Origin of the sequence: Stieleria sedimenti, from assembly GCF_025060895.1 — a bacterium.
In the GTDB taxonomy this organism is placed as follows: Bacteria; Planctomycetota; Planctomycetia; order Pirellulales; family Pirellulaceae; genus Stieleria; species Stieleria sedimenti.
In genome coordinates this window covers 22,445-36,481 of the sequence record NZ_JANZKV010000211.1, presented here as the reverse complement: position 1 = coordinate 36,481, position 14,037 = coordinate 22,445, and the positions used below count along the sequence as shown (strand labels likewise).

Here is a 14,037-nt window from a genome sequence, read left to right as displayed (position 1 = left end):
GGCCAGACACCAACGGTTGCCGACCCCTTCCACGATCACGCACCACTCGATAACAGGAATCCGCAATGTCAACCGACGCGTCTCAACCAACTCAATCAAGGCAAATCGAACTCGTCTCGCGTCCCGACGGCGTTCCTTCGCCGTCCAATTTTCGTATGGAATCGGTGGAACTCTCGCCGATCGCCGAGGGTGAGTTTCTGGTCAAGAACCAGTGGATGTCGGTCGATCCGTACATGCGCGGCCGGATGAAGGACGGCGACAGTTATGTGCCGGCCTTCAAGATCGGCGAGCCGCTCGAGGGAGGATGCATCGGACAGGTGGTCGAGTCGCGGCACAAGGACTATCAAGAGGGCGAATTAGTCTTGGGCAATCTCGGCTGGCGTGAATACTGGAAATCCAACGGCCAAGGGGTCACGGTGGTCGACCCTGAACTCGCGCCCGTGCAGGCGTTTCTCGGTGCACTCGGTATGACGGGGATGACCGCCTGGGTCGGATTGAACAAAATCGCCGAATTGCAATCCGGCAGCACCGTGTTTGTCTCCGCCGCATCCGGGGCCGTCGGTTCTATCGTTTGCCAACTCGCCAAGGCCAAGGATTGCCGGGTAATCGGTAGCGCCGGCAAGCCCAAAAAGATCGACTGGCTGCGGGAAAAGGCGGGTATCGAAACGGTCATCAACTACAAGCAGACCGACGACCTGGGCGGAGAGCTCACCCGCTTGGCGCCCGACGGCATCGACGTCTACTTCGACAACGTCGGCAGCGATCACTTGGAAGCGGCCCTCGACGTCATGAACGACTTTGGCTGCTGTGTCGAATGCGGCATGATCGCGACGTACAACGCTACCGACCCACCCGCTGCGCCACGGAACCTGTTCAAGGTCATCGCCAAACGAATCCGCATGCAAGGTTTCATCGTGATGGATCACATGGACGCCCGGCAGCAATTCATCCAAGAGATGGCAGCGCTGGTGAAAGCCGGCAAAGTGGTTTGGGAGGAGACGGTCACCGAGGGCTTGGAACACGCGCCGGAAGCGTTCATCGGCCTGTTCGACGGCGACAACCTGGGCAAGCAACTGGTTCGAATTTCCGGGGATTCGGCATAAGCGGCCGTCATTCCGCGGCAGATCGTCAATACGACGTCCTTTCCAGGTCGTCGTCAGGGAGTCCAACGGACGACTGCTCGGCGGATGCCACTCCGCCCAATCACCGCCGTCGGTCCCGGTCAACTGCAACTTGATCGCGCCATTGTCACAGCGCTCGATCGCGCTGACATACACGTGTTGGCTTGCCAACGCAGGCGATTGCAACAAAACCAGCGTGGTCGGACGCCCAAACGGGTAGGCCATAAACGATCCCGTCGCGGTCGGCGGAAATTCCATCGTCGATCCATCGTCGATCCATCGTCGATCCATCGTGGGCTCCGTTGAGTCTCGTGATTTGCAGTGTTTCAGGCCGAAGGCACTTCGGCTTCTATTGGGAAGAGGGGAGCCAGTGTGTTTTTTGGATATTCTTCAGTAATACAATCGACGTCCAAAGAGAGGGCGAATTCAGGTACGCGATCACCCAGCCACTTAGCTTGATCCCGATGGAATCGCGTAGGCGCCCCCAAGGTCCGGCTCCGAGTTGGATCGGCGTATAATCGAGACTTTCCATCGCAGGTCCTTCGGATCAATGCGCCGACACCCTCTCCCACCGAGATTCAACGACCATGCATCGAATCTTGTTTCCGATCTTCCTGGCCCTTGTGGCGACGCGCGTCATTGGGCAAGGAACCTCGCCCGCGATGACGATCGACGACTTGCGAACACGCATTGCGGCGGTTGCCCAGACCCACCCTCGGCTGATCGCCGATGCGGCACAGTTTGATGCGTTGCGGGCGTCCCTGGGCGATTCGTCGTCGACGCGAAAGGTGCTTGCCAACGCCGTCATCCGCCATGCCGATCTGCTCGCCGACGTTCCACCGATCAGGCGAGAACTGCAGGGACGACGATTGCTGGGCCAATCGCGTCGCTGCGTGGAAAGGATGCTGAATCTGTCGATGGCGTACCAATTGACCGGCGAAATGAAATACGTCGAACGCGGCAAACAGGAGATGCTGACGATTGCGGAGTTTGCGGATTGGAACCCGAGCCACTATCTGGACGTGGCTGAGATGACCCTGGGCATGGCGATCGGATACGACTGGATGTTCGACGCACTAGACGATGCCAGCCGACGAACCATTCGCCGAGCCATCAAAGACAAGGGAGTGTCGCTGCCGTTTACCACCCAACACAACAAATGGGTCCGCGCGACGAACAATTGGGGACAAGTTTGCCATTGCGGAATGACCGCAGGGGCGCTCGCAATCCTGGAAGACGAGCCGGAGTTGGCGGTACAGACGGTGCACAATGCGATTCAAAATCTGCCGCGGTCGATGAAAGCGTTCGCGCCCCATGGAAGTTACCCCGAAGGCCCGGGCTACTGGGCCTACGGAACCAGCTTCAACGTCATGTTACTGGCAATGCTCGACGGGAACTTGGGAAGCGATTTTGAATTGAGCCAGATGCCGGGCTTTGACGAAACCGGGCAATACTTGTCACTGGTGACCGGGCCCTCGGGTGCAACATTCAACTACGCCGATGGCGGCGCGAGCCGAAAGCCCCAAGCGGCCTTGTATTGGTTTGCACGTCGCTATCAGCGTCCGGACTGGTTGCTCGGTGAAGACGCACGGGTCAGGGCGGAGATCGCAAGCTTTGATTCACGTGACGCCGGTTCGGGCGGAAACCGTTTGCTGCCGCTGGCGTTGCTATGGATCGGCGACGACGAACGATTGGACGAAGCCGAGATCCGGATGCCATTGCATTGGCAAAGTGAAAGCAGCACCCCGGTCGCGGTGCATCGCAGTTCGTGGACGGATCCTCGATCGACATTCGTAGGATTGAAAGCCGGCTCGCCCTCGGCACCACACGGACAAATGGACACGGGTTCGTTTGTGCTCGACGCCGACGGCGTGCGCTGGGCGCTCGACCTGGGCGCCGAAGGTTACCACGGCATTGAATCGCGTGGCATGAACTTGTGGAGCGCCGCACAAGATTCCGACCGCTGGACAATCTTTCGCCAAAGCAACGCCGGACACAACACGTTGGTCATCGATGGGAAGTTGCAAGTCGCGAAAGGGCATGCCGAGATCGTTGACTTTTCAAGCGAACACGACTTCCCGCACTCGATCGCCGATTTGAGTCCGGTGTACCGCGGACAAGCCGGAAATGTCCGCCGTGGCGTGGCGTTGCTGCCGTCGCGTGAAGTCGTGATTCAAGATGAATTGGACGGTTTGACGCCCGGCAGCCGGGTGCGCTGGGGCATGATCACGCCGTCACAGGTTGAATCACCAACCGGGGCCACGTTGCAACTGACGCAACACGACCGGCGACTGCAACTGACCATCGTGGAACCGCGCGGGGCGACCTGGTCGATCGTCAACACGGAACAGCCGCGGCACGAGTGGGATTCGCCCAATCCCGGCACTCAGATGGTGGCGTATGAAGTCGAAGCTCCAGCCTCGGGCGAGCTTCGCTTGGTTGTCGTGGCAACGCCGGGAAGTTGCGATGCCCCCTCAAGCCAACGATTCGCGCCCGTTTCGTTGAGTGACTGGTAAAAAGTCTGACTGCGGCAATCATCCCATCACGCCAGTGAAAACCTGGCGTTGGGCACCAAGTCTTCCAGATCGGCGAGCACGTGGCGCAAGTGCCGCTCGCGGATTTGTTTGCCCACATTCATGATGCTCTGGGTGTCGCCCAGGTGCGGGCTGGAAGCGTGCGATTCGTCATGATGGTATCCGATCGCATGCAAAAATTCGTGGGGAATGGCGTTATGGATGCCTGTCTTGCCCGCCACGTTCATCGGCTGGTAATCCTTCATGTCGGCCGTGTCCAAGTGAATGGTCAAGCTGTTCGGCATCACCTTGCTTTGATACGTAAAGGACTCGCTGGTCGGATGAACTTTGCGGAGCAAGACGGTCCAGTGCCGATACTTCGCCAGCCCACGCCCGATGCTGAAGTCCACGCCGAGTGTGGTCGTGAACCCCCGATCGGTTGCGGTCATCCGAATGCGTGTGTTGCGGAACGCATCGGCCAACAGCAGATTGAACACGTCGTGATAAAACTTTTTTTCACGTTCCACCCAAGGCGTTGTCACTCCCGGTCCGAGCAGCCAGCGGTAGTGCCAGCGGCTGACCAGGATCACTTTCGGGTACACCGAAAACGCGTCCACCTCGATCCGATACCAGGGCGTTTCTTTGGCAACCTCTTGCGCGATTGTACGACTCATTTTTCACCTCACCCGTGACGGAACCTGGACTGTCTGCTACCTCTTTCGCGCGGACGCGATTCCCCTGTTATCGTGGCTACGTCTCTATCGTGACGTGAAAAAAAGAAAAATGCGACACTTCTCGCTAATCGCCACTCACAGTGTGTTGCAGACATTCAGTTCCGCTCGTCAGATTCAGAGACGTCCCTGCAACTGATCGACATTGTTTGTCGCGATGCGATGGGTAAGAAGGTTGGTCAAAAAATTGGTTGGTCCAAAAATATGAAATGAGACACCGCACACGGGTACGAGTGAATCAATGAGAATCAACCACATAGGCCGTGCTGAACCGTAGTTGTCGATAGCGGAAGTCTTCATTTTTCGGAATCCGTTGACGATCGTTTCTGGCCGACGAACGATGGAAGCGGAGCCCGCTACACTGTTCTGCGAATCCGGTTTTCTCCACAGACAATCAACGCGGAAGGCATTCCATGTGCGACCAAGATCACTTTGAAGAAGATCTCAAAAATACTCACGCCGAGACCTCGGCACGCTGGCCGCCGGCGTCGGTGCGGCGATGATGCTGCCCCGCGCGGCGAACGCCGCGGACGTACAGGACCGCGACGTGACGATCATGACACCCGACGGCGAGTGCGACGCGTACTTCGTCGCCCCGACGACGGGCAAGCACGCCGCCGTGCTCATCTGGCCCGACATCTTTGGACTCCGTCCGGCGTTTCGCCAAATGGCCAAACGTCTCGCCGAATCGGGCTATAGCGTGCTGGTCGTCAATCCGTTCTATCGCACCAAGCAAGCCCCCACGGCGGCCGACGGGGCAAATACGTCGATTGCAGACGTGAGACCGCTCGCACAATCCTTGAACGCCACCACTCATACAATCGATGCCAAGGCGTTCATCGCGTGGCTGGACGCGCAGCGACAAGTGGACACGACCAACGCGACCCCGAGGCCAAGAACGTGCTGAAGCAATCGTTCGCCGACGCGAACCTGGCTGCCGAGATCGAGGTGTACCCGGCAGGGAACGGTTGGTGCCCACCGGACACCCGCGTCCACAACCCCGAACAGGCCGAAAAAGCATGGGGACGCATGCTCGCGTTGTTTGAGCGGGCGCTTGGCTAGGCTGGTGGCATGCACAGCATGCCCTACTTTTGCCGGTACATCATTCTGCCCCGAATGGTTCTGCCTTCCGTTTTCCACGGCATGGTCTTGCCCGATCGATTTCTCGAGTTTTCGGAAACATCTCCTCGGCACCTTCGCTTGGATCGGTGTCGAGGAGGGTGGTCGGGTGTTCCGATCAACGCCAAACGTAGATTCTCGGCACACACTTCGTTTCGGGAGAAACTTCGATGGCTCGTTCCAAATACCAAGCAGCAAAAAAACGACGGCTCGGACTTCAGAATCTGGAAACCCGCAAGATGATGGCCGGTGACATCTCCGTCGATGTCGACATCTCTGGCAGCCGAATCGATGTCGAACTGACCGGCGACGGTGCCGCCAACGGCGTCGAAGTGCGACAGATCAACGACATGCTTCGAATCACCGGTTTGACCCAAGGCGGCTCGCCGACGACGATCAACGGAAGCTCGGTGCAATACATTCCGACCAAGATGTTCACCGGCGGCTCTTGGAGAACGCTGGACGATCTGACCATTAAACTCGGCAGCGGTGACGACCAAGTTGTCATTCGTGACGTCAACATGCAGCACCATTCGCACAGCGACTTGAGAATCGAAACCGGACGTGGCAACGACCGGATCACGATGATGGATGTCAACGTTCTGGACGACATCGACTTGGTCGACCACTCCACCGATGACGGCAACGATTACTGGTGGATGCGGAACGTCGATGTCGGCGACCGGTTGGAAGCGGACATGGGTGACGGTGCCGACACCTTCGTCGCCTCGTACACCGACGCCCGAACCCTGGACGTCGACAGCGGACGGCACAACGACTACGTCAGCTTGTTCGGAATCGACGTCGACAACCTCGACGTCGCGCTCCGCAGCGGAAACGATACCCTGCGAATCGATGCATCCGATGCGGAAGATGCCGATCTGGACGGCGGCAGCGACCATGACAAGCTGGACGTCAACGGCACCGGTTTCTACGCCAACGCCTTCGATGCCGTCCTGGCCTCGGTTAACTTCGAGACGATTTACGATTGAACGTGATCGACAAGGCTTCCGGTATTCCCACCGAGCCCGTCACTCATTTCATCGCGACTCGTTCCCTCGCACCGCTTGGGAACGAGTCCGGACAATCGTTCTGCCCTGCGTCATCCTAGCTCCCTCTCCGCGACACCGATTTGTCTGTGCGGAACCGGGTGGCATGCAGAGCAGATCCGACGCCTTACTCCTCCGTGGATTCGGCGGCCTTCTTCTTTCGTGCCGCAGCCGCTTCTTTCGCCGCTCCTTTGGCGCGAACATGGAAACCGGCTTTGTTCAAGGCGTTGACGACGGCCAATCCATCAAACTCGCCTTCGATCACCAGTGTCTTCGACTTCGGCTTGGCGGTATCCGCCTGGACGCCGTCAACGGTCGCGATGGCCGCTTTGATGGCCTTGTTGCAACCGCCGCAGCAGTTGTGGACTCCGACCAGTTCCAGACGTTTCGTGACGCCTGCTTTGACCCCGCTGTTGTCCTGCATTTTCAGCTTGGCGTGGTCGGTCTCGCCGTGGAACCCAGCTCGTCCGATCGCACCGATCGCCTTGCGAGCTGTTTTTTGGTCGGCAGCGGTGACGACGGCGGAACCGCTATCCTGATCGGCTTCGACGGTTGCACCTTCGACCTTTTCGAGGGCGCCTTCGACGGCTTTCACGCAGGCACCACAGCAAAGGTGCAGCTTGGAAAGTTTGACCGTGACTTCGGCATGCGCCAGAGGATTGGCAAGCAACACCATGGCTGCACCGAACGCGAGAGAAAGCAATGGTTTGTTCATCAGGGTTTCCGAGTGTGGGGAATGGAAGAAATCCGTGCGCGACGATTCAGCGGGATATTCTACATCCCACGCGACGCCATGGGCGGCCCCTCGTCAAAGAACGCTGTTCCACCCTCGCGGTCGCCGCCGCGAGACGATTCGTACCGGGCGGCTATTCGTCGCCCTCGGAAGCGTCTGAGCTGGTCGCCATGTTTCCCTCGGCAGCCGCCACAGCCGCTTCGTATTCCGCGATGGCTTGCGCGTCGGCTCCTTCGGTTGACGTACGGCGCCCCGTGTCGCCACAACCGACGACGACAGCGACGAGAAGCATGAGAAACAGGCAGGACAACGGTTGGGGTTTCATGGAAAGGACCTGATGTGGGGAAGACGCGGGACTTGGAACCGCAAAAACAATCGATCAAAAGGCATTGAGTGACTGCAGCCCGATTGCCCCAGTTGGGCAACGCCATGAAGCATTGATTCCCTACGTTTGACGAGGGAAATGGTAGCGGCAGGGCGCAAGCCCTCCGGTTCCTGATCGTTGCCGAAAACACCGGAGGGCTCGCGCCCTACCGCTAAACAATGCTCACCGCGTGACCGTTGGGCCTGCCGGCTGGGACAACCGCGCGTCAACAGCCAAACGGTAGACGCTAGAGCTCTTCGCCGATGGTTTCGTTGCTGGCGCGAGTGCCCAAGGCGCCCCAGAGCCCGTAGGGACTTGGCGAACCGGGAAGCTGGCCACCGGTCCCGTTGAGCCAAACACTACCGGCCGTCTGGTCACCGGCTTCGATGGAATCGGTGATGAACTTGACCGCTCCGTCGCCCATCAACACGTGACATCCGCCTTGGTGGCGGCTGGACATCGTCGCGATCAGGGTCGTGCCCAGCGTGTTGTACGGCCCGCAAAGCTCGCGATTGGGAGACAGGATCGTCAAACAGCCCGTAAAGAAAGGACCTTGGTCAGCCCAGCGATAGCCGCGGGCAAACAGGGCGCGGGAGATCATGTGGTACTGGGGATCCCAAAACCGGGGCCTGTCCGGGTCGACCAATGGCTGGCAAATCGACGGGTTGTCGCGAAGGTTCGCCAGAGAGACCCCGGGGGCACTGCTGTTTCGGGCCGATTCCGTCACCTGGCCTCGAATATCATTATCGCCCAGGTAGGTGATGATTTCGCCCATCGCGATGGTGTTGGACAGACCGTCCAGGCAATCGCGAAATTTCGCTTCCTGCAACGGCTTGAAGAACCCACGGTGGGCGGCGTTTGATTGTCGGCTCCGTCCGTTGGTGACCTGGGTCCGATTGTTGTTGCGATTGGCGAGGTGCAGCAGCCATGAAGAATCTCCCAAGCAGGCGGCGTAGTTCGTTCGCCCCAGTGCCGGAAGTCCAACCCCGGGATCGCTCGGGCAACGGTACGTCGGAACCTCGGTCGTCCAGGGAATGTACTGAATCTTCTCCGGGGTCGGCCCCATCGCCGGCCATGGATTGGTCGGTGTCCCCACCGGCGCACCGGTGTTGCCGTCAGTTCGCTTCGAATTCGGGTTGCTGATTTGATCCCACAACGCCTGCTGTTCAATGAACGGCAGAATCGGAACCAGCATGCTCAAGCGGTGACGGTTTCCATAGTCCGAGGAGCGGAACCAAGGTTCCGGAGTCCCCGGTTGGGTTCCCGAGCCGTGTGTCGGAAGTTGTTTGTAGGCCGCGTGATAGTTATGAATGCCAATTCCAAGCTGTTTGAAATTGTTACTGCAACTCATGCGTCGGGCTGCTTCACGAGCAGCCTGAACCGCGGGGAGCAAGAGTCCCACAAGGATCCCGATAATCGCGATCACCACGAGCAGCTCCACCAACGTGAAGCCAGCCCTCTGTTTCTGTTTGAACGTTACCATTGGAGCACCTTGACTGTTAAAGAGACAAAAGAAATAAAAACGAAACTCGAACACGATCGAATGGTTCAATCCCTCAAGCTGAATTGAAGCTGCCGAGTGAAGCGATACACAAATGCGTCGTCGTGACAATAAAATGCGTCATGGCAGTTGGCCGGCTCGGCACCGCCGATCCGTTCGATTTTACAACAGCCAGGCACCCAGGTGTTGGGAAATCAAGTAATCCCGCCCGCCGGCCAAGTCGCCGAGCGATTCGTTGCTCCCGTCGGGCCACGTCACGCTGACGTCTTCCAATGTTTCGGCGTCCGGCACCGCCACCAGGATGCACGCTTCGTTGGCGCACTGGAACCCGTTTCCGGCGAGCAGTGATTGTTCAAAGGTTTGGTCATTTGCGGTGAACCGGACCCGAGCGCCGATCGCGTCGCGATGCGTTGAGGTGGCCCGCAGGAAAAACCGCGTCTGCGCGACCGATGTATCGGATCGATTGATCAACAGCGACACGGGGTCGAACAGATGCGTGACGATCAGGTCGGTGCGACCGTCACGATCGGCGTCGAGCGTCGCAACGGACCGGGCCAGCCGAGGCTGAGTGAAATAGTCGCCCAACGAGTCCGCATGCCTCTCGCTCCATCGGCCGCGCGCGACCTGCTGCAATAGCTGCGGAGGTTGCCGGAACGATCGTCCTTCGAATTGAAAGTCGTCGATGTCACCGTTGGCAATGAACACTTCCAAAGAGCCATCGTTGTCGACATCGATCCACTGGGTGCCATAGGCCAGCATCGGCTTGGAGGAGTCCACAAAGCCGGCGGCTTGGGACTCATCGGACCACACGCCCGGGCTGTCTTGGCGGTAGAACGTGTTGTGGTCATCGACAAAATGCGTCACTAAAAAATCGATGTCGCCGTCGTTGTCGGCATCTGCGGCGGCGATGCCCATCGAGGCCTGGGCGATGGAGCGACGGCTGAGCGCCAATCCACGCACGGCGGCTTGATCGGAAAGCCCCAGCGCGGGTGCCTGGTACGGTTTGGCCCAAAAATGATTGGCCGTCATATCGTTGGCCACGTAGGTTTCCAAACCGGGACGGCGATCGAAGTCTCCGATCACCAGGGCGAATCCGCGGCCAGGTTCGTGCGGCCCGAACCAGTCGGATGCGTCGGTAAACGTTCCGTCGCCATTGCCGACCCAAATCCGGTCGGGTTCGGCATCAAAGGCCATCGGGTTGCACGACCTGGCTTCCCCGATCGACTCGACCAGACACTGCAAACTCAACGGTTTCTCGCCACGGCAGTAACCGACTTCATAGAGGTCGGCGTGTCCATCTCCATTCAAATCGGCGATGGCGACCGAAGTCGTCCAACCGATTCCGCTCAGTCGACACGACTCGGTGACATCACGAAACGTCCCGTCGCCGTTGTTTTGAAACAGACGGTTTTCGCCAATGTTTGCGACCAAGACGTCCGGCCAGCCGTCGGCGTTGTAGTCGCCGACCGCGACGCCTTGGGAGAACCCGCGATCGAGCAGCGTCGAAAGGTCCGTGACATCGGAAAACTCACCCGCCAAGTTTCGATACAGCCGATTGGGTCCGGAATCCTCGCGTTTGGGCGTCCCATCCATCACGGTCAAATACAAATCGGGCCAACCATCCAGGTCAAAATCAATCACGCCGGCCCCGCCCGCTCCGGATTGATAAATCATCAAACCGGATTCGGCGTCGCCTGTTTTGCTGAGGGCACAAACGTGATCGAGCGATCGCGATGCCGCTTCATCGCGAAACCGCAGGTTTCTGTCCGAGTGTGCCTCCATCGGCAACGCGGGGGACCGTTCCGACCGATGCCAAACCATCACCGGAAAGGACGACAGGTCGACGTTCGCCGACACCGTTTGCTCGGGCAGTTGCCAGGGCGTCGAACCGGTCAACCGCTCGCGGATCCCCTGAAACGTCTTCGCGAACTCCGGATCGGGATGCTGTTTCATTGTCGCCCCGATCATCAACCAATTCGCCGCCTCCCACCGTCGCCCCAGTTGTTCCAACGTCAGCGCGAGTTCGACGACGGTGGATTGAGAATCAAGGTCCCAACTGCTCAACGTTGCCAGATGACTCCGCAACGTGGCAATTTTTTCGCCGCGGCGGGCGGCACGTTCCGCCTGCTCGGTGCGTCCCAATTGGGTCAGCGCACTGGCCAGCCCCTGAAGCGCCTCGAGATCGTTCTCGTTCAATCTCACCGCCGACCAATAAGCGCGCGCCGCTTGGTCCATCGATCCGTGGCGTAACGCCCAGTTTGCCGCCGCCAGCCAGTATTGCGAGTACGTCTCGATATCCCGGGGCAACGTTCGGCTCCATTGTTCAACCTCGTCGGCCTTGTCCAGTTCCACCAATGCCCGACCATACAGGGCGACGGCGGGGGAAAAATCAGGGTGTTGCCTGACGACCGGCGCGAGTGCTTGTTCGACAGCGTTCCAATCGGACTCGGCGGCGTCGTGTTGAGCCAACGAAAACACCGGGCGAAGATCTTCGGGGTTGCGTCGCAATGCCGACCTGCACGTCTCCTCGTGGGTCTGCGGACGCGTCAGGTCGGCCAAGATCAGCAGGACGGCCTGGCTGCCGTGCTTGTGTTGGACCAGCCATTGGAACTGCCCGGCGGCTTCGTCTTGCAAGCCGACGCGGGCAAGAAAACTGGCCAGGTTCTGTCGGATCTCCAACACCTCGGGATAGTCTTCGACCGCCTCACGCAAAACCGCAATCGTCTCGAAGGGACGTTCTGCGGCGATCGTCGCCCCCGCCCATTTGAACCACAACGCCTTCGTCGGTTCGCCGTTGGGCGATTCCTCCGATGCAAGGGCTGCCGCTTCATAGAACCCGATCGCGGCTGCCGCATCGTTTGCTTGAACCGCACCATCACCGGCCATCTCCAGGGCTTGGGGATCATCGGGGTGCTGTTGCAGATAGCGCCGAATCACTTCACGAGCATCATCGAACTGCTGTGCCGCGATCAATCGACGCGCATCGTCCAGGTCGGCTTCCATCACCTGCGAGTCTGATTCGGCAACATCGCGGCCCACGTCAGTGCCTGCGCGGTCGCATCCGCTGCAAAACGCGAGCAACAGGCACAGGCACAAGAACAGCCGTCGCGGGTTGAGTTCCATCGTCCAGCCTGATTCAGCGGGTGAAGCCGTCACGCAGGTCGTCGAGACGTTCGACACCGTTCAGGTTTCCCACTGCGACTCCAGGATTCACCCAAACTATAGCAAAGCAAAATCCGAACCACCTCGAACGACACCACCGACCCCAACCCCCCCAGGCCTCCCACTCAACCAAAAAGGTGTCGGACACCTTTTATGCGCGGAACTGGAAGGCGTACAGATCGGCGTCTTTCATGACGAAGCGGAGGCGGACGCGGCGGCCGGCGAGGGTGGACACGTCGGGGCCGGATTCCCAGGAAACCGCGCGTTCGATTTCGTTGCCGATCTGCTCGCGAGATTCCGCAAGCGTGTAGCCCGGGATCGGCGTGCCGGAGGCGTCTTGGATTTCCACGCCAATGCCACCGGCGGCGGAGGTGGCAAAGTTGAGCGTCAGTTGTGATCCGCCAAACGCCAGGGGCTTGGTGACCAGTTCCCCGCCGTGATAGTCGGCTTGAGCCGACGCGAACCCGTCCAGCCGCATGGAATAGCGGCGCAGATGGGCCGTCGGCTGCGCGTAATCCTGGTTTAGATACATCGACATCTCCGTCGGCCCGGTTTGCACGACGTTCAATGCCGGATAGTTCGTTCGCGACACCCAATTGTGAGCCCCGATCCCCGGTCGCACGAAGCTGCTCAGGAAGGTGCGGTCGTAAACATCGCTTCCCGGCCGTGAAGTCATCAGAATCGCATCGGACGTGTCCTTGAAGTAACGCGGGTTGACGTGGATCGCCTGGGCTTGCTCGTCGCTCAACACCTGTCTGCCCGGCATGAAACGGGCGGCGATCGAGACATACAAATGCGGGGCGCGAAAATACGGATGCGTTTGGTTCGTGTACAAGTGCTCGATCGGTGACTCGCCGCCGCGATGTCGATACCCCATCAGCACCGGCGCCGACCACTCGACGAAATCGTCGCTGACCGTCCGCGCGATCCGCCGGATTTTGTCCTGGAAGACGCGGAAATAACAGACGTACTGTTGCTCCGCCTCCGACCAGAACGCGAGGTTCTGAGAGTCGAAGAAATGGGGATAGGGAATCTGGTCGCTGGGGATCACGGGTTGTTCGCGCAGCTTGCGCCAGCGCGTTCCGTCGGCGGAAACCCAGGCGATCAGCCCGCTTTTGACGGTCCCGCCGAGTGCTTTGAAACGTTCCTCCGCCGAGACGCCTTCCCGTGTGTCCAACATCGGGCAAAAGTTATGCGTGACCGGCGCGGCGTCGGCCAACACCACGTTGTTCTCTCGCGTCCCCTTGACTTCAAACAGCCCCAAATTCGGCTTGGTCCACTCGATGCCGTCGGTCGACTCCGCGTAACAGGTCGTCTCGGAACGGTTGCCATCCTGGCCGGCGACACCGAGACCACGATAGTACAGCCGCAATCGATCGCCGTCGCGAATCACGGTCGCATAAGCACTGAAGCCGCCTTCCCAGGGCTTGTCAAACGCCAGCACCTGACCCTCGTCACGCGGACGATGCATCACCAAGTCGACCTCGTTGCGCGTTTCGATCAACGCTTCGTCGACGAACAGCTCGCGTCGCGATCCGATCTCGTAGACGTTCGGCGACGTGTCAGCGGCGAAGGTTCGGCGGCGCGTTGAACCGGTTGCAGCAATGACCGCCGAAGCACCCGCTGATTGCATCCAGCGGCGACGAGAAAGCGAATTCAATCCCATGGCAACTCCTTGTCGTGAATCGGTTGATCCGGCAGTTTACTCGCTACGCGGACGCGAAGGTTGCGTCGATCGAGTCTC

At 59.4% G+C, this 14,037-nt stretch carries 9 protein-coding genes and 1 pseudogene; 4 read left to right on the top strand and 6 right to left on the bottom strand.

Annotated features, from left to right (window positions below):
* Nucleotides 1-65: 65 nt before the first annotated feature.
* Together NZK35_RS25865 and NZK35_RS25860 are read left to right on the top strand one after the other, a co-directional pair.
* Complete coding sequence (locus NZK35_RS25865) at nt 66-1,103, top strand: NADP-dependent oxidoreductase (RefSeq protein WP_259635414.1); 1,038 nt, start codon at nt 66-68, stop codon at nt 1,101-1,103.
* Nucleotides 1,104-1,708: 605 nt separating this feature from the next.
* A complete protein-coding gene (locus NZK35_RS25860; protein WP_259635413.1) occupies nt 1,709-3,637 on the top strand; it encodes a heparinase II/III domain-containing protein in 1,929 nt (642 codons plus the stop codon).
* A gap of 26 nt (nt 3,638-3,663) precedes the next feature.
* On the opposite strand, the gene NZK35_RS25855 is transcribed toward NZK35_RS25860, so the two are convergent.
* Nucleotides 3,664-4,308, bottom strand: a complete 645-nt coding sequence (locus NZK35_RS25855) for a hypothetical protein (RefSeq protein WP_259635412.1) — start codon at nt 4,306-4,308, stop codon at nt 3,664-3,666.
* Between the two features lie 470 nt (nt 4,309-4,778).
* On the opposite strand from NZK35_RS25855, the pseudogene NZK35_RS34775 reads away from it, so the two are divergent.
* A pseudogene (locus tag NZK35_RS34775) lies at nt 4,779-5,427 on the top strand (dienelactone hydrolase family protein).
* Nucleotides 5,428-5,654: 227 nt separating this feature from the next.
* On the top strand, nt 5,655-6,476 hold the full coding sequence (locus NZK35_RS25840) for a hypothetical protein (protein ID WP_259635409.1): 822 nt from the start codon (nt 5,655-5,657) through the stop codon (nt 6,474-6,476).
* Between the two features lie 184 nt (nt 6,477-6,660).
* On the opposite strand, the gene NZK35_RS25835 is transcribed toward NZK35_RS25840, so the two are convergent.
* From NZK35_RS25835 to NZK35_RS25815, 5 genes are all read right to left on the bottom strand, one after another.
* Nucleotides 6,661-7,248 (bottom strand): cation transporter, encoded by a 588-nt coding sequence (locus NZK35_RS25835; RefSeq protein WP_259635408.1) that lies wholly within the window; start codon nt 7,246-7,248, stop codon nt 6,661-6,663.
* 151 nt (nt 7,249-7,399) lie between these two features.
* Nucleotides 7,400-7,591: a hypothetical protein gene (locus tag NZK35_RS25830; protein ID WP_259635407.1), complete on the bottom strand. Its 192-nt coding sequence runs from the start codon at nt 7,589-7,591 to the stop codon at nt 7,400-7,402.
* Nucleotides 7,592-7,877: 286 nt separating this feature from the next.
* Nucleotides 7,878-9,113, bottom strand: a complete 1,236-nt coding sequence (locus NZK35_RS25825) for a DUF1559 domain-containing protein (RefSeq protein WP_259635406.1) — start codon at nt 9,111-9,113, stop codon at nt 7,878-7,880.
* A gap of 180 nt (nt 9,114-9,293) precedes the next feature.
* Nucleotides 9,294-12,311, bottom strand: coding sequence for an FG-GAP-like repeat-containing protein (locus NZK35_RS34770; protein ID WP_259635405.1), 3,018 nt, complete (start codon nt 12,309-12,311; stop codon nt 9,294-9,296).
* 133 nt (nt 12,312-12,444) lie between these two features.
* Nucleotides 12,445-13,959 carry a hypothetical protein gene (locus tag NZK35_RS25815; protein WP_259635404.1) on the bottom strand — a complete coding sequence of 505 codons (1,515 nt, stop codon included), beginning with the start codon at nt 13,957-13,959 and terminating at the stop codon, nt 12,445-12,447.
* Nucleotides 13,960-14,037: the final 78 nt, after the last annotated feature.